This window comes from Hallella colorans, from assembly GCF_003096815.1.
Lineage (GTDB): Bacteria > Bacteroidota > Bacteroidia > Bacteroidales > Bacteroidaceae > Prevotella > Prevotella colorans.
The window spans coordinates 78,171-95,013 of the sequence record NZ_QENY01000006.1 but is presented as its reverse complement, the minus strand read 5'-3'; the positions used below and the strand labels follow the sequence as shown (position 1 = coordinate 95,013).

The following is a 16,843-nucleotide window of genomic DNA, read 5'->3' as shown; positions in this document are numbered from 1 at the left end:
AATTTCGTGAAAGACGGTTCTGTTTCGGATTTTATTACGATATTTGCAACAAATATTATATGTACACGATGAAACACAAAATCATGCTTGTTGCCTTGGCATTAGCAACACTTTTGCCACTGTCAGCACAAAAGAAGTATTCTGTTTACGCTGTGGGGTTCTATAATCAGGAGAACCTTTTTGACACGTGTCACGACGAGGGGAAGAGGGATTTCGACTTTCTCCCCACGGGGTCGTACCGTTGGAACGGCTTGAAATATGGTCACAAGCTCCACAATATGGCCCGTGCGCTGAGCGACATGGGCACAAACGTGCTACCAAACGTGGGCTGTGCCGTTATCGGTCTGGCCGAGGTGGAGAACGCAAGGGTGCTGGCTGACCTCTGCGCCCAGCCGGCGCTCAAGACTCGCGGCTACCAGTTTTGCCATGTTGAGGGTCCCGACAAGCGAGGCATAGACTGCGCCCTGCTCTACAATCCGGCCCTTTTCAAGGTTGAGAACGTTAAGTTGGTATCATACGTGCCCACCGCCAAGCAAGACAGCGGTTTTGCCACACGCGGCTTTCTCACCGTGAGCGGCGAGATGGCAGGCGAGCACGTAGCCTTCATCGTGTGTCACCTACCCAGTCGTTTCAGCGGCTCTTACTATCGCGAGGTAGGCGCCGCGCAGGCCAAGGCTGTCAAAGACTCGTTGCTCCGAGACGACAAGCACTGCAAAGTGTTTGTCATGGGTGACATGAACGATGATCCCACCAACAAAAGTATGTACGAGGTGCTTGGTGGCAAGGAGGAGATTGAGAAAGTGGGACCAGACGACATGTATAACCCTTGGTACAACATCCTCGTCAAACAGGGCACTGGCACGCTGATGTATCAAGGTCGCTGGAACCTGTTTGACCAGATTTTGATGACACCAAACCTGCTCAACCCCAAGGGCTCCAAAGACTACCGCACCCTGAAATACTGGAAAAACGAGATACAGCGCATGCCCTACCTGTTCCAGACCGAGGGTAAATACAAGGGAGCTCCCAAGCGCACCTCGGCCGGGGGCGTATGGCTGGACGGTTTCTCCGACCACCTGCCGGTGTGCGTCTATTTGGTTAAAGAGCAGAAATGATAGCACTCCGCATGCGTGTTTCCGGTGCGTGGAGCGAAAAGGCACGCTTCGCTGACAGCCAGAAAGCACGGACGTTGAAAACCAAAAGTTGATGTCAGAAACTACCGAGATATCCAAATCCGCGTGTGATTTGGTTCAAAAAGAGGAACGGGGTGGCGTGGAAGTCCACCCCTTTGTTCCATTTTTGCCACCCAACGCCAAACTTCTCATGCTTGGCACGTTTCCCCCGGCGCCCAAGCGTTGGTGCATACCGTGGTATTATCCCAACTTCACCAACGACATGTGGCGCATCGTTGGCCTTTGCTTTTTTGGCGACAAGCTGCGCTTCGTGGACGTGGAGCGCAAGACTTACCGACTTGAACCGCTGAAAGCATTTTTACAAAACAAGGGCATAGCCATCTTTGACACCTGCCTGCGCGTGCGCCGCACCAAGGGTACGGCATCGGACAAGGACCTCGAGGTGGTGCGGCAGGCAGACCTCGACGGCATGCTGCGTGCGTTGCCACAATGCCGGGCCGTGGTGGCAGCCGGACAATTGGCCACCCGCATATTTTCCGAGCATTATGGCATCGATGCCAAGGGCATGAGGATGGGCGACCATAGAGACTTCCAGTTTGATGGTCGCGATTTGTCGTTATACCGCCTGCCCAGCTCGTCGAGGGCCTATCCCATGAGGCTGGAGGCCAAGGCTGAGTACTACGCAAAGATGTTTGGCGACATCGGCCTGCTGTAAAGCTCGCAACCTCAACATGCTATAGCATATAAAAACAACAGTCAACAGATACACTATGGACGCAAAAACAGACAATATCACCATCATTGGCATAGCCGGTGGTACCGGCTCGGGCAAGACCACCGTGGTCAACAAGATTGTGGAGGCGTTGCCACCAGACTATGTGGTCGTGGTGCCCTTGGATTCCTATTATAATGACACCACGGGCATGACAGACGAAGAGCGTAAGGCCATCAACTTTGACCACCCTGACGCATTTGATTGGAGGCTTCTCATCAAGCACGTCAATGAGTTGCGCAAGGGGCATCCCGTGGAGCAGCCCACCTACAGCTATCTGCTGAGCAACCGCCTGCCTGAGACCATTCACATAGAGCCCAAGCCCGTTATCATCATTGAGGGCATCATGACCCTTATTGACAAGAAGTTGCGCGACATGATGGACCTCAAGATTTTCGTAGACACAGACCCCGACGAGCGCCTCATTCGCAACATCCAGCGCGACACCATAGACCGTGGCCGCACGGTGTCGATGGTGGTGGAGCGATATCTCAAGGTGCTCAAGCCCATGCATGAGCAGTTTATCGAGCCGACCAAACGCTATGCCGACCTCATCATACCGCAGGGCGGCGAGAACCTTAAAGGCATAGGCATATTGTGCAAATATATTGAGGGGTTGGCCTCGAAGTCAGAGCTTACGGGGGCGATGCAGTAGCCACCTCATTCCGTGACGAGCGGGTCAAACCGTCTCGTCGAGATCGCCTTGCCTTGCGGTGATACGGCTATTCTTAACATGTAATGGCGCGACGTGACGTAAAATTGTGAAAATCAAGGTATGTGCGAAACGTTCAATAGTGCGCTCGATGCGCACATGGACGATAAGACGCCGATGGCCACGCAGCCTCCTCTACTGATAGTGGGCACTGCGTGGCCATCGCGTTGAGCTACGGCGCTCGTTGGAGCGGTAGTGAAAATCAGTTGGTCGGCTTGTTGAGCGTGCCACTTGTGGTCGTAGACCAATCTTGGTTCGGGGCGTTGTGGTCAATGGTTCTTGTGGTGGAGTCGCTGGGTTGATCGTCGTTTCTCCCAGCCCCATCCTTGGATACGTCGGGCGTATCATTGCCCGTGGCTTGAGCACCTGATTCCAAGGCCGTTTGGTCCATAGGTGCGGGGTCGGCTGGCGCAATGTCTTCCACCTCTATGGCGGTGGCCTCTTGGGCCTTGAGCGATCGGTCGTAGGCTTTGACCACCTGCTGAATTTTAATGGTATTGACGAGGTCTATCACGCCGTAAACCATCATGGCCCAGCCTATGATGAACAGGGCAGAGGCCGGAAGAAGGGTGGGTTTGGCGATGATGATAACGCCTGTGACCAACAGCAATATGGGTACCACCCACCATGCCACGCCTATCTTGGCTATGCGTGTGATGGAGGCGAGATTGTAAAACATGTTGATGGCACCAAGAATGAGAATTGCGGCGAGGACGTACATTAGTCCGTTGATAAACGAGTTGGGCGCCAAGGCCAATATTGCACCAAGCACGATGCTGCCAATACCCACAAGGGGGAAATTGGGCTTGCCACCTTGGATGAGTTTCCCCTCAGAGTCGAAAACTTGAGTTTTGTCGCTGTTGCGTTTGTCCGCGAGATAAACGATGCAGCTGATGAGGCCCGACAGGAAGAAAAGTGCGCCTATGGCCACGGTGAGCCATGTCATTGTCTGCTCACGATATTTCACAAGCAGTGCGCCGACGATGATGGAACAGATGGCACGGAATATGCCGCTTTGGAGTAATTTCATTGTTAGAAAATTTAGTTGGGGATATCTATAGGTATTCTTTTGCAAATTTATATTATTTTTTTGAATATACAAGGCATCGTCACATATAATTTGTAATTTTACGGCTCGTGAGCCGAAAACACGTTGATAAACGGTGGTGCACGCTATACGCTTATTTTTTAACACCTATCTAAAAAACGCGCGATGGTAAAATTATTGTTGGTAAGGCACGGTGAGACTGTGGAGAACAAGGCCCAGATTATGCAGGGGCAGACAGACGGGCGGCTCAGCGACGAGGGAATCGAGCAGGCCAGGGCGTTGAGAGACGCACTGAGCCATGAGCGCATAGACGTGTTTGTGGCGAGCGACTTGCGCAGAGCGGTGCATACTTGCGAGATTGTCGCCGAACCACACGGCAAGGCTGTGGTCACCACGCCATTGCTTAGGGAGCGTGATTGGGGAGGGTTCACCGGCAGGTATATCCCCGATCTGCGAGATGCGGAATGGCCGCCAGACATTGAGAGTTTGGAGCGCATGAGGGGTAGGGCACGCGATTTTATGTCGTGGCTCAAGGAGACCTACCCCGGGCGCACGGTGCTGGCCGTGGGGCATGGCATCATCAACAAGGCCATTCAGAGTGTCTACTTTGACAAACCCATGGGAGAGATACGCAAGATGGGCAATGCTGAGGTGCGCGTACTCATGCTGTGAGATTTGGTGCAATCGGTGCTGGCCGTGGGAATACGGCGTTGAAAAAATACGACAAAAGCCATCGTGTGCTTGGCGTATTTGCAAATGGACTGCCGGCTGGGCGCAAATACGCGCTGTATTTGAGTTTTTTGTAATTGGTTGTATTATAGAATGTTGTGCATTTTTCAAGCCGGTGTTGTCTCGAAAGTTTTTTGATAGGCTTGCCATTAGCCATTATTCGAGATGCGAATAAGGCCTAAAGGCAAGCTGAATGGGTTGCAATCAGCTCGTGTTTAGATAGTTTTGGCAGTGCGAATGGTGCTTCAAGGCAGAGCCGACACCGTGAACGCGGTGGCAAAACGAATGCAATGTATGCCGTGATGGATTTAGGAGCGTGCTAAAACTAAGTGTTTGGAAGTGCTGTTTTTTGTGATGTTTTATTGACAAACAACACGGTGGAACAAGGTGGGCACCTACTAAAAATGGCCGCGCGTGGAGACTATGCACGACCAATGATTATAGGCACGCATGCCTGGAATTGTTTGTCGATATTATCTGCCACGACCAAAGTGACCACCCGTGGACTGGCTGTTAGAGCTGCCGCCGTTGCCACCGCCAAAAGAGCGAGCTGGCGCGTTAGGCTGACGGATGGAAGGACGGTTGCCAAATGATTGCGAGCCATTGCTGTTACGAGGTGTGAACGTGCGTCGTGGGGCTGTGAATTGAGGTGCTTCTCTGCCAAACGATGGGTTAGAATTGGGGCGAGTGACAGTGGAACGGGTACTGCTCTGTCGGCCATGTCCAAACGAACGTGGACTTCCCTCAAAGGAGCCATGCCCAAACGAACGTGGACTTCCGTAGCGCTGATCATCTGAACGACGGCCGAAACCAAACGAGCGTGAACTGGACCCCATGCGACGATTGCCACCGCCAAATGAGCGTGTATCTCCGTCAAATCGACGATCGCCGTTGCCAAACGACCTGTTGCTATAGCCAAAACGACCGTTGCCATTGCCGAAGGAACGTGTGTCGGCATCTATGCGACGGGTGCCATTGCCAAAAGACCGATTGCCATTAGACGAGAATCGGGTGCCACGGCCAAAATCGCCCCGATCAAAGCCGTCGCGCATGCCTACTCGAGCCGCGCCATTGGAGTACCTGCCACCAAAACTACGGCCACGATACCAACTGCGCCCACCATTGCTATGCCAACTGTGGTAGCCATTATAGGTTACATAAAAGCGTGGCCTTCCAAAATAAAAATAGTCGCGATGTGGATAGCGCGCGTATACACCGAAATGCCAGTAGCCTGCATTCCAATAGAGTGGGCGATAAAAATAGGTCGCGTTGACATAGGTGCGGTACTGCCAATCGAGCAGGATATAGCTTAAGTCGAGATTACGGCGTGTCCAATATGCGCCATAAAGGTCTGTATAATCTTCTATGCCCATAAGATAGTCTAAATTTATCTCGTAAGCGGCCTCATACTGGTCTTCGGTCAAATTGAGCTCGTAAGCCATTTTATCGGTGAGAAACAAGGCCTGCTCGCGGGCCTGCTCATAGCTCATAGCCGATGCTTGGATGGTGATGGCGAGCAATGCTACAAATGCTAATGCTAATTTTTTCATATCCTTGATAATTTGTGGTTCAACAGCTTCAAGGAGCGTTTCTCCCTGCTATATATTGCAAAGATAACCATATCGTGACAGGGTGGGAAAGGTTTTTCCCTATGTAGGTGGGGGAAAATCCCTAAAAAAGCATTATCTTTGCAATGTAAGGTTACGTTAGGCTATGTGGGACGGATGCCCACGTGGTACTATATAAAATAATCGTTGGATTTATAACATTGAAGAATGAACCGTTTGCCTATACTTCTCGCCATGATATTGGCGACCCAAAATGTGGCGGCTCAATATACCCGACAATATGACACCGAGCGCGAAAAATTGTGTTTGGGCAAGAATATCCATTACAAGATAGAGGCGCAAGCATCTGTGTCTGATGGGCACACGCCATTGTGGCTCAATGCCAACAAGCATGGACTGTCGTCGATAGACGCCGTGAACGGCTATTGGCGATGCCAAGTGGTACGACCCCTGAGTGCTGACTCAGCCCGGAGATGGGGTTGTGGATATGGCGTGGACATGGCTTTGGCCCTTAACCATGCCGCTGACGTGATGGCGCAGCAAGTATTCGTGGAGGGCCGATGGCTGCATGGAACGCTGACCGTGGGTGCCAAGGAGTATGCCATGGAACTGAAAAACAACCGGCTGAGCACTGGGTCGCAAACGCTGGGAGTGAACGCCCGCCCGGTGCCGCAGGTGCGATTGGCCCTGCCCGAGTATTGGACGATACCCGCATTGGGCAGGTGGCTGCACCTAAAAGGGCACATAGCGTACGGCAAGATGACTGACGATGGCTGGCAGCGACGGTTCACGGGTGGAAAATCGAAGTACATGGCAGATGCGCTTTACCATAGCAAGGCGGGCTACCTGAAGATAGGCAGTGAGGAGGACAGGTTCTTGCCCTTGTCGGTGGAGGTGGGTTTGGAGATGGCCACGCTGTTTGGCGGCAAGAGTTGTCGCATGGACGAAAATGGCCATTTGGTGACGATACGTAACGCCACGGGATTGAAAAGTTTTTTGAAAGCCTTTGTTCCCGGTGGAGAGGATGTGCCGGAGAAAGGCACTGTGTATGAAAACGCAGAGGGAGACGTGTTGGGTAGCTGGGTGGCACGCGTAAACTACGATACGGATTCATGGCGTTTGGGCGTGTACGCGGATAAGTTTTTCGAGGACCACTCGTCTATGTTACTCCTCGATTATGACGGATATGGCGTGGGTGAAGAATGGAACGTGAGGAAGCGCAACCACTTTTTCATGTACGACCTGAAAGACGTGATGGTGGGTGCCGAGCTAAATTTTAAGTTCGGCGGTTGGCTGCGCGACATTGTGCTGGAATATATCTACACAAAATACCAGAGCGGCCCCATCTACCACGACCACTCGATGGGACTGCCTGATCATTTGGGCGGGCGAGACAATTTCTACAATCACTATATCTTTACAGGGTGGCAACATTGGGGGCAGGCTATGGGCAATCCACTGTACACATCGCCCATTTATAATGATGATGGCAGAATAGAATTTAAGAACAACCGGTTCGTGGCGTGGCATCTCGCCTTTGATGGCCAGCCCACGAAGCGCATAGGCTATCGGGCTATGATAACCTGGCAGACGGGGTGGGGCACTTACGACAAGCCTTACACTGACAAGAGACGCAACACGAGCCTCATGATGGAGACCACATACTGTTTTCCAAGACATTGGCAGATGAAGGCGGCCTGTGGCTTGGACTTTGGCACGCTGATAGGAAATAATTTTGGTTTTCAATTTACGGTTACAAAATCGGGGGTATTCAACTTATGAAGAAATTGTTTTTTGCGTTCGCATTGATATTGGTGGGACTGACTGCTTGTAGTGAATGGGTCGATACATCAAGAAACGGCAAGTTGGACGGCTTGTGGCAAATGACCCGCGTGGACACCTTGGCCACGGGAGGCATCCTTGAGACGACGGCAAACCGCGTGTATTATGCCGTGCAAGGCAACATGCTGCAGATGAACGCCACCGCGAATGGTGAGCGATATATCTTCAGGTTCTCGCTGAACGACAACAAATTGAAAATTTATGACGCGAGGATAAACGATCGTGAGGCTGGTGATGTGTCCGTGACCAACGTGGACCGGTTGAGACTTTACGGCATGAGCAAGCTGGAGGAATTGTTCGTGGTGGAGCAACTCACCAGCCAAAGGATGATTCTTAGAAGCGAGACGCTAAGACTGACGTTCAGAAAATATTAGGTTGAAAACCTGATGATGACGAAACCTCAGAATTTTTTCCCAAATACGATATTGATGAATGTCTTCACCAATATTTTCACGTCGAACCACCATGATCGATGCTCCAAATAATAAAGATCAAGCTCTAAGCGCTTGAGCATCTTTTCTATGGTATCGGTATAGCCATTGTACAGGGTGGCGTAAGACGTGACACCCGGGCGGATTTGGTAAAGGTAAACATACCTTGGGTCACGCTCGACAATCTGGTCTATATAATATTTTCGCTCTGGCCGTGGACCGATGAAAGCCATGTCGCCTTTAACAACATTCCATAGCTGGGGCAACTCGTCGAGATGGTGGTTGCGGAGAAAATGCCCAATCTTGGTCATTCTGTCGTCTTTGTCGTGCCCATACAGTTGCGGTCCGTGTTTCTCGGCATCTGTTCGCATGCTGCGAAACTTGTAGATGGTGAACGGTCGTCCAAAACGTCCGATGCGTTCTTGCCGAAAAATGGCTTGCCCACCATCCTCTCGCTTGACAAGAAAATAACAAATAAGAAATACAGGAGAGAAAATGATTATACAGACAATGGCTGTAAGAAAATCAAAGACACGCTTAACATTACGCTCAAATTCATTCATCCCATCGGGAATGAACCGTTTGTTGGCAATGTCGTCGTTGTATATAGTACTTGAAAGGATGTTGTCGAACATTGGATTAAGTTTGTAATATAACTTCTGTTAAAGTTTCTTATTGTTATAGTGCATTCTATTATATTAAAACACGAAAGGCTCATTTTTATTATATCGTTATCCATATTTTATTTGAATTTTATGGCTAATTTAGTCTTATCTTCGATTTGTTTTGCAGAGAGCAGTTAGCAACAGAGATGCCTTGTGTTTTAAGATTTAACAAGGTTTGTTTCATTGTTGTCCCAGTCCTTTATGATGTTATTACAGAGTTGAACCGCTCGTTGCGGATTTTTTTGTCTTGATATATTTCTTTAAGGAATTTGGGAGAAAGTAGTATAAACTGGAAAGAGGCTGTTTGGCCCATTGCCACTTCTGTTGATCTGGCAAATTAATTAAATAAAGAGGTTTCATGCTATATATTGGCCAAAGGGAACGCCTGAATTAGTTTGATTTACGGATCTGACATCAGTGGTAGCGGCAAGAAGACGAGAGTGGTTGCCAATACTATGAAAGAGATAGGGATTATCATTTTTTGACGTAGAATTTTCATTCAGAGTAACTTTGTTAAGTAGCAAATAAACAATTCTCAATACTATTATACATTTTTCTTGTGATTTTTTATAATTAATTCAATACCTTTGCACAAAAGAAATGTTAATGAGGATACTTCAGTTAGGCAAATTCTATCCAGTTTCTGGTGGTGTTGAGAGGGTGATGGTTGACTTGCTGCAAGGACTATCTGAGCAAGGCTTAATCTGTGATATGCTATGTTGTAATGCAGTGGTTGGAGCATCGCGACGAGTTTTGGAAGTGGCTTCGAATGCTCATATTATTTGTGAGAAATCTTTGCTAAAAAAATATTCCACAATGATTTCTATACAGATGATAATTGAGTTGAGACGTATTTGTCGCAATTACGATATCATCCATGTACATCATCCCGATCCAATGGCTGCGTTAGCATTGCTATTGTCGGGCTTTAAAGGCAAGGTGGTGGTTCATTGGCACAGTGATATTCTATCCCAGAGGTCTCTCCTACGGCTTTATATGCCCCTGCAAAATTGGCTGCTCAGACGTGCAGCGGTTGTAGTGGGTACCACTCCTGTCTATGTTCAGCAATCTCCACATCTACAGGCTGTTCAAAAAAAATGTACTTATTTGCCCATCGGTACTCATCCTGTGGTTTGGAATGATGAGAGAGTGGCACGGATTCGAGCCCAGTATCCGGGAAAGCACATTGTGTTTTCGTTAGGTCGGCTGGTGCGCTATAAAGGTTTTGAGTACCTTGTCGATGCGGCTCGCGAGCTTTCCGATGACTATGTAGTGCTTATTGGCGGCGGTGGCGAGTTACGGGAGAAACTTCAAGATCGTATTGATATCTATGGACTCAGTGATAGGGTAAAGCTTCTTGGACGTGTGCCAGACGAAGACCTGCCTAACTATTTCCAGGCATGCGACCTGTTTTGTTTGAGTTCTATTTTGAGAACTGAAGCATTTGCTATTGTTCAATTGGAAGCTATGTCGTGTGGTAAGCCTATTGTCGCCACTAACATTCCTGGGTCAGGTGTGTCGTGGGTCAATGCGCATGGTGTTTCGGGCTTGAATGTGCCAGTCGCGGACAGTCATGCCTTGGCCGAAGCTTTGGTATCAATAATGGAAAACGAGAGCCTCCGAAAGCGGTTGTCGCAGGGTGCATCGCGTCGTTATAAAGAGATATTTCAATTTGACGAGATGATTGATGGATGCCGCAAAATTTATCAGTCGTTGTTTTAGAAAGTTTCTGTTGTTTTGATTTTTACGTTTTATTGTGGATGCCGTTGCTCATAGATCACGTCTATTATACGCTTTGCCGCCATTTGATAGTTGTAGAGCTTGTCTATTTTTCCCCTAATGTGAAGTGCGTGGGGACTGTGATCTCGTATTTTCTCAAACAAGTCCTTAGCGTCTCCTGCCTTAAAAAAGGTGACAGGTAGGTCTCGATAGATTTCTTGGTATGCTGGTATGTTGGAGATGATGACAGGAGTGCCAAGATACATTGCTTCGAGGGGAGGAATTCCGAAGCCTTCGTAAAGCGAGGGTGAAACAAGTAGCTCAGCCTCAGAAACCATGTGGAAAACGTCGGAATTGCTGGCATTGGAGACAAAACGAATGTGTTCGTGATGGGTTTTAAGCACTTTTATAATATCTTTGTCTTTGGTTCGAAAGTCAAATCGTCCTATAACCGTGAGCTGTTTGGCAAGGCCGTTGCGGACCAAGAGGTCGAAAGCTTGGATGAGTGTACTTAAACCCTTATGTTTCTTCAGGTTGCCGAGAAAAACAATGCCCTTGCGCCATGTAGTTTCCAAGTGGTTATTTGCATAGTTTCTAAGTTCGTTGGAAATTCCGTTAGGCACCACCTTTATGGAAGTGTTAGTTTTGAAAGTGGACCGGATGCGCTCTTGCGAAAACTTAGAGACAGTGAATACAGTATTTGAGATGTAGAGAGCATGACGTAGATACAACTTTGTAATGAAGCGTTTCAGTCGGTTGTTGAAATGTTCGGTATCGAGCATTACAATGTCGTGGATGGTGGAGTAGGTAGGCACATGGATACCTAAGGGAACATTGAAGTTTGGCGTGTAGAATGCGTCACATTGGTTAATGATCCCGACTGGAAAAAATAATAGTTCTTTGAGGGAAAAACTACGATGGGTACAGGTTATGATTTGACAATGCGAATGGTATCGATAAGTTGCTAAATAGTCTGGGTTCCCAATGAGGACATACGAATGATCCGCATATTTTACCATGTAGTTCACAACGTTTTCGATGAAAGTCCCGATGCCACTGGAGCCGATCAGGCGGCAATCTATCGCTATTTTCATATTGGTTGTTTTTAATGTTTACGGTGGAACGGCAGGCGCTCTTTCAGTTTGGCGATGATCGAAGTCCAGTCGTATGAGCTTATTTCGTCATCTTTCGGAGTGGGTCGTTGGTCTATTACCTTTCTGATTACACTGATCCATTGTTTTCTATCGTAGCCTTCGATAGCCACAGCTCCGCTTTTTCCTTCTGTTATCTCGGCCATGGCCGAGTTTCGTGAGGTGATGACGGGACAGCCGCACGACAGGGCTTCCAATTGGGGCATGCCGAACCCCTCGTTCAACGAGGTCGATACGAAACTGTCAGCCATGTTGTAAAGCTTGACGAGATCGTCGTTAGGCACAAAATTGCAGAATACAACGCTCTCGCGAGGAAATCCATCCTGTTGGATAATGTCTTTTAAGGCAGAGCTTTTCCAGCTCATGCCGCCCACTACAACCAATTGCACTTTGGTGGTCTCGTAGATGTCAGGCATAAGCCCCAATAGATAGCCAAGATTTTTGCGAGGCTCTAATGAGCCTACAAAGAGTATAAAACGGTCGTTGATTCGGTATTTACTCTTGACAGCGGCTCGGTCTTCTTCGGTGAGCGAGAGGCGACGAAATAATGTACGGTTGACGGAGCATCCGGTGAAAATCTGTTGGCATCGCCGTTTGGGAAAATACTGTTGCACCTTTGAACGGGTATAAAGCGAGTTGGTCCAGATGAGGTCAGCCTTGCGTATCGAACGTGAGAAGAACAGTGCGTTAGATATTATATTGGTCCACTGCATGGTCGATTGATATTCAATATTGACCACATCGTGCACCACAATGAGCCGAAATAGATGTTGGGGCAGCAAGAAAGGAATGCAGGGTAGGGGTGAAAAATAAAGGTCGGCATTCAGTCTGCGCACTAACCATGGCATAATCAGGTTGAGCCAAATCAGATTGGGGAGTCGACGAAGGAATGGGGATCGGTTCTCTATGATATGGATATTGTTGGGCCAGCCGGTGGTATCTACCGTCTTGTTAAGTGGCTTCGGAATAGCCACATAAAAAAGATTTTCGGGGCTTGACGCTGCCCAGGCTTGAAGACTGTTTATTAGAAAAAACGTAATGCCGGCACTGCTGGTGACCAATGGCCGGCCATCGATAAGTACATTCATGATTGAAAGAGTTGGTGGAACAATAGTAGAGATGCCTCGTAGGCATACTTTTCGAGAAACAGTTGTCTCGCCTTAGGCTGAAATTTCCATGGATTGCGATACTTCTCAATGGCTTGAACAAACTCATCTGCCGTATTACATTCGGTGATGATTTCACTGTCGCCCTCATACCCTTCTAATGCATTCCGGGTACCGATGATATGCTTGCCATATTTCAAGGCTTCAGCTGTCTTCACTTTCATGCCTCCTCCCGAAGTGATAGGGATCAAGGCCACATCGGCTTCTTCATAGTATGGGGCGAGGTCTCGAACTGTACCATGAATACTTATTTTGTCTGACGGGGCTATGTCGTTGGCCAACTTGTCCATGCCTGCCCCCACAATCGTAAGGCGCAAATCGACGCATGGCACTACTGTTTGGCAAAACCATTTGATACCTTTGACATTCCCCGTGAAATAGCTACCTACAAAAACAGCACTGAGCGGTCTTGAAGTGGGTGCCTTCATTGCTTCCATGGTGGGTGCGTAGTCGTCGACCATTGTAATGGGAATGATGGCATTGGCCTGCCTGTAATAGAGCTTTTCTAACCGACTGGAGTCTTTCTGGTTGAGCACTACCACCTTGTCAGCCCATCGGCAAGCCCATTTTTCATTTTGAAAAGACAAGGGTATCCAAAAGAGATGTAGGTAGTCGTAGCTGTGAAGCGTTGTGGAGGAAAAAAAATCGTATTCTATGTTTTGGAAGAAGACATAAACCTTGGTCTTTGGGGCTATCTGCTTGATCTTCTTGGCAAGATAACCCAATTGCGAACTGTCTATGAAAAGATCCGTGATCTGTTGCTCTTTGACTATACGGATAATATCGTTGAGCACCGACTTTCGCAATCCGCCCATATAGCATTTCATGATTTCGGCCATTCTTACGAGCTTGTCGCGAATTTTTCGCTCAGCATTGTCAGGACGGATAATATAGGCAGTCACATTCTCTTGCCCGTAAATATCTTCAATGGCTTTCAAATTTCTTTTGGCACATTGTTCTCCACCAGAATAGGCGCTTTGATTGGCAAATGTCACGAAAAGTATTTTTCTCATGGTGTAAATCTTGGTTGAGGTCAGTATTTGGGCTCTTCGAAGGTTCGGTCGTATATATACTTTCTTTCCTGAAACGACTTGGTCTTGCCAAACAGCAAGTTCTCATATTGGTCTACTGGTTGATTAATGGTGACGGTTGTCTTCAGTAGGCAATAGACGCAGAGATATGCAATGAACAGACGTCGGTTGTTTTTGATGGCAAAACATTTAATGAGGTCGCCCCAGATAATCCAATAGGAGAACACGAAGAGCATGGCCAATCGCTTGCTGATTTCTGTAAATTCGCTGAACATGAAGCTACAAATGAAATATGTGATCAGTCCATTGATGAATATCTTGTTTGTGGGACGTATGCTGTTGAGTTTGTCATAATAGAGAAACACTAGTAAGCCAGTGATAAAACGCTCGATAAATCCCATGCCGAATCCTAATCGATTTCCGATCTCGGAATACACGTCGATTTTATTTTCAAGAAATGCTCCGCCGATGCCAAATAGGGAGATGAGTCTCATGAATATAGGAATATGAAAGATAAAAACGGCATTACACATTATCAATATTGTTAGATACCCCCATTTGTTCATTTTTCGATGGAAAAAAAAATATAATGGAATATAGACAAATGCAGAGAAATGGAATCCTACGGCCATCAGGCACATTCCGAAATATTGTAGAGGCTGGCGTTTTTCGAGGTGTTCTATAGCATTGAGGAAAATGAAAATGGCAATAGAATTACGCATTAGATTGATGGAAATACCAAAACCCTCAAATACCAAATACAGCACGAGGCATATAAAAATATTGTCGGTATATTTTCGGAAAAATGTAATTAGCAACCAAGTGTTGATGGCCGTGCAAATAAAAATAAGGAAGTGGAAATCGTTGATAATCCCTTTCGTTATCAGCATTAAGATGAGAAACAAGGGCTCTCGACTCTTGCCCAACTCATAGTGGAGCAGCAGATCTAAGTTGACATTGTCGAATTCTATGTAATAAGTGAGCCAGTCGGTAAATATAAAGCCACGAAAAGCAAAAAACACAAAATAAACGCTCACCCCCACAATTTTCAACTTATAGCAGAAGTCCTGATCATCACGCCTTTGATGCAACAACATGGCGAGGATGCCTAAAAATATGACCAATAGGCTGTAGGGTATTGAATATATCATGGTCTATGAAGCGTCACTTTTTCTTTTTTGATAATTGCGGGCGTGCCTGCCAACAAAACGTTGGGCGTGTCGAATGCGTGGGTCACGGTTGATTGAGCTGCAACGATGCTTCCATGGGCTATTCGGCTTCCTTTAAGCACCACACTACGCATCCCGAGCCAACAATTATTCCCGATCACTATATCTTGAGTGTCGTCCATGGACATATTTTTATCGAGATCTCTGACGGCATGCCAATCTGAATCCATGATAACAGTTTCCCACGATATGAGACAATTTTGCCCAATCTTGATATTTTTTCGACAGACGATAGCGCCTTCAGCCGTGTTGTTGACCCCATTGCCCAAGGAAAGAAGTGCGTCTGTCATGACGCAGATGCGGGCTCCCTGACCGAATGTGGATTTCCCATGGAGAGCGATATTCCCATCTATTTGGAGTATGGAACGGGAATATTTTTTGTCATAGATGCCTACGGAATTGAAACCGATAATCAGCCGAGTTGTTCCCTTGTGAGCCGAATGGATAGACATATGGCCTTTCAGTGAGATCAGCTTTGTGTTGAATCTCACCAAAACAGGGAGTCTAAATGCCTCCTTAAACGATGTGAGGCGCCACGAGACATAGAAACTTTTAGGCAAGGAGAGGAGCAGTTCGATAGACATTTACGATTTTTTTTTCTTCAAATAGTTTTTTCCGTAGAGAATCCATAATACATCAAGGAAGAGTCCGACGAGCATGAATAAGATTACCATGAGGCTCCTTGGCATGCTTGACGCAATATAAGGCATGATGGGTTTCTGTAGGATGGTGAAAGCCGGAGTACGTTCCTGTACCTTTGCTTTAGCTGCCTGCAACTGTGTATTCAGAGATGTGTAGGCATTATATTTTAATTGCATGTCGTTCTCAAGATCTTCCTGTTTGGCCTTAAAGCTCTCGAGGATTATATCGGTATTGGCGTCTGCGTATCCACCATAGGTTCTACGGGCTTTCTCATAGTCTTGCTTAGCTTTGACAGTGAGTGCTTTATAGTAGTTCATATCGGCTCTGGCCTTCTGCGTTCGGTAGTTGGTAATGTAGGTTTGAAGCCGGTTTTGTAGTGTGTCAGCCATGATGGCAGCCACCAATGGATCTTGATCGGAAACCGAAATAGATATCACGCTGGTCTTTTTATCGATGTTGCAGAGGATCTTTTTACTAATAGCGTTACAAAGATCATAGTCAATTTTGGAAATCTTAAAGCGGTCTTTTTGTCCTGCTTGTTCACTGGTTGATGTTTTCTTTTTCAGAAGATTGGCAACCCATAGCTTAGGATAGTACCAAAATGGAAACTTAGTTTCGTTCTGAATATGATCTTTATAGGAACGAATGGTGGGGTTGTCTTTGAGTCTCACGGGTGTGCTGAACAGACCTAAGAGAAAGTCTGTCGACTGGAAAATATCTGGATACAGTTCTGGGTAGATGGCATCCATGGACGATTTGCCACTGATATCAAATCCGAAAGAAGAGGCCATGTCCTCCAAATTGCTCGACAATCCCAGGCCACCGGATGACAATTCGGGAGCGAGTAACACGTTGGCACTATACTCTTTGGGTGTGCTCAAGGCAACAATAATCCCAATAGTCATCGAGCATAATATAAAGAGCAGAAGGGTTTTCCATTCTTTTAAAACTTTTCCGGCCAATTTCAACAGGTCGATTTCATGCGATATTTTGTTTTCTTCCATT

At 47.3% G+C, this 16,843-nt stretch carries 16 protein-coding genes; 7 read left to right on the top strand and 9 right to left on the bottom strand.

Translation table 11 applies throughout. From position 1 onward, the window contains the following. Nucleotides 1–68 precede the first annotated feature (68 nt). The 3 genes from C7379_RS04560 to udk all read left to right on the top strand — a co-directional run bounded on the left by C7379_RS04560 (nucleotide 69) and on the right by udk (nucleotide 2,560). Complete coding sequence (locus C7379_RS04560; RefSeq protein WP_116616193.1) at nucleotides 69–1,115, top strand: endonuclease/exonuclease/phosphatase family protein; 1,047 nt, start codon at nucleotides 69–71, stop codon at nucleotides 1,113–1,115. Between the two features lie 208 nt (nucleotides 1,116–1,323). After that, nucleotides 1,324–1,848 (top strand): uracil-DNA glycosylase family protein, encoded by a 525-nt coding sequence (locus C7379_RS04555; protein ID WP_116616229.1) that lies wholly within the window; start codon nucleotides 1,324–1,326, stop codon nucleotides 1,846–1,848. A gap of 55 nt (nucleotides 1,849–1,903) precedes the next feature. Further along, on the top strand, nucleotides 1,904–2,560 hold the full coding sequence (udk, locus tag C7379_RS04550) for a uridine kinase (protein WP_116616192.1): 657 nt from the start codon (nucleotides 1,904–1,906) through the stop codon (nucleotides 2,558–2,560). A gap of 259 nt (nucleotides 2,561–2,819) precedes the next feature. On the opposite strand, the gene C7379_RS04545 is transcribed toward udk, so the two are convergent. Then, entirely contained in the window at nucleotides 2,820–3,647 is an 828-nt protein-coding gene (locus tag C7379_RS04545; RefSeq protein ID WP_116616191.1) for an HdeD family acid-resistance protein, read from the bottom strand. Nucleotides 3,648–3,830: 183 nt separating this feature from the next. Here C7379_RS04545 and C7379_RS04540 point away from each other — a divergent pair, with 183 nt between their 5' ends. Beyond that, nucleotides 3,831–4,337: a histidine phosphatase family protein gene (locus C7379_RS04540; RefSeq protein ID WP_116616190.1), complete on the top strand. Its 507-nt coding sequence runs from the start codon at nucleotides 3,831–3,833 to the stop codon at nucleotides 4,335–4,337. Nucleotides 4,338–4,867: 530 nt separating this feature from the next. Here C7379_RS04540 and C7379_RS04530 read toward each other — a convergent pair. Beyond that, entirely contained in the window at nucleotides 4,868–5,944 is a 1,077-nt protein-coding gene (locus C7379_RS04530) for a hypothetical protein (protein ID WP_116616188.1), read from the bottom strand. Nucleotides 5,945–6,169: 225 nt separating this feature from the next. Between C7379_RS04530 and C7379_RS04525 the strand changes: the two genes are divergently transcribed. Together C7379_RS04525 and C7379_RS04520 are read left to right on the top strand one after the other, a co-directional pair. Next, nucleotides 6,170–7,744 carry a capsule assembly Wzi family protein gene (locus C7379_RS04525; protein ID WP_116616187.1) on the top strand — a complete coding sequence of 525 codons (1,575 nt, stop codon included), beginning with the start codon at nucleotides 6,170–6,172 and terminating at the stop codon, nucleotides 7,742–7,744. After that, nucleotides 7,741–8,178 (top strand): lipocalin-like domain-containing protein, encoded by a 438-nt coding sequence (locus tag C7379_RS04520; protein WP_116616186.1) that lies wholly within the window; start codon nucleotides 7,741–7,743, stop codon nucleotides 8,176–8,178. Before C7379_RS04525 ends, C7379_RS04520 begins: the two co-directional genes overlap by 4 nt. A 26-nt stretch (nucleotides 8,179–8,204) precedes the next feature. Here C7379_RS04520 and C7379_RS04515 read toward each other — a convergent pair whose 3' ends face one another. Beyond that, a complete protein-coding gene (locus C7379_RS04515) occupies nucleotides 8,205–8,870 on the bottom strand; it encodes a sugar transferase (protein WP_116616185.1) in 666 nt (221 codons plus the stop codon). Nucleotides 8,871–9,500: 630 nt separating this feature from the next. On the opposite strand from C7379_RS04515, the gene C7379_RS04510 reads away from it, so the two are divergent. Further along, nucleotides 9,501–10,622: a glycosyltransferase gene (locus C7379_RS04510; protein ID WP_336469917.1), complete on the top strand. Its 1,122-nt coding sequence runs from the start codon at nucleotides 9,501–9,503 to the stop codon at nucleotides 10,620–10,622. Nucleotides 10,623–10,651: 29 nt separating this feature from the next. On the opposite strand, the gene C7379_RS04505 is transcribed toward C7379_RS04510, so the two are convergent. The 6 genes from C7379_RS04505 to C7379_RS04480 are packed head-to-tail and all read right to left on the bottom strand — an operon-like array spanning nucleotide 10,652 to nucleotide 16,842. Then, nucleotides 10,652–11,713, bottom strand: a complete 1,062-nt coding sequence (locus C7379_RS04505; protein ID WP_116616184.1) for a glycosyltransferase family 4 protein — start codon at nucleotides 11,711–11,713, stop codon at nucleotides 10,652–10,654. Between the two features lie 11 nt (nucleotides 11,714–11,724). Next, entirely contained in the window at nucleotides 11,725–12,858 is a 1,134-nt protein-coding gene (locus C7379_RS04500) for a glycosyltransferase family 4 protein (protein WP_116616183.1), read from the bottom strand. Further along, complete coding sequence (locus C7379_RS04495) at nucleotides 12,855–13,949, bottom strand: glycosyltransferase (RefSeq protein ID WP_116616182.1); 1,095 nt, start codon at nucleotides 13,947–13,949, stop codon at nucleotides 12,855–12,857. Before C7379_RS04495 ends, C7379_RS04500 begins: the two co-directional genes overlap by 4 nt. Before the next feature lie 20 nt (nucleotides 13,950–13,969). Further along, a complete protein-coding gene (locus C7379_RS04490) occupies nucleotides 13,970–15,118 on the bottom strand; it encodes an EpsG family protein (RefSeq protein ID WP_116616181.1) in 1,149 nt (382 codons plus the stop codon). Beyond that, the gene (locus C7379_RS04485; protein WP_116616180.1) at nucleotides 15,115–15,780 is read right to left on the bottom strand and encodes an acyltransferase; all 666 of its coding nucleotides are present in this window, start codon (nucleotides 15,778–15,780) and stop codon (nucleotides 15,115–15,117) included. The genes C7379_RS04490 and C7379_RS04485 overlap by 4 nt, the downstream gene beginning before the upstream one ends. Then, the gene (locus tag C7379_RS04480; protein ID WP_116616179.1) at nucleotides 15,781–16,842 is read right to left on the bottom strand and encodes a Wzz/FepE/Etk N-terminal domain-containing protein; all 1,062 of its coding nucleotides are present in this window, start codon (nucleotides 16,840–16,842) and stop codon (nucleotides 15,781–15,783) included. It lies immediately after the preceding gene. Nucleotide 16,843: the final 1 nt, after the last annotated feature.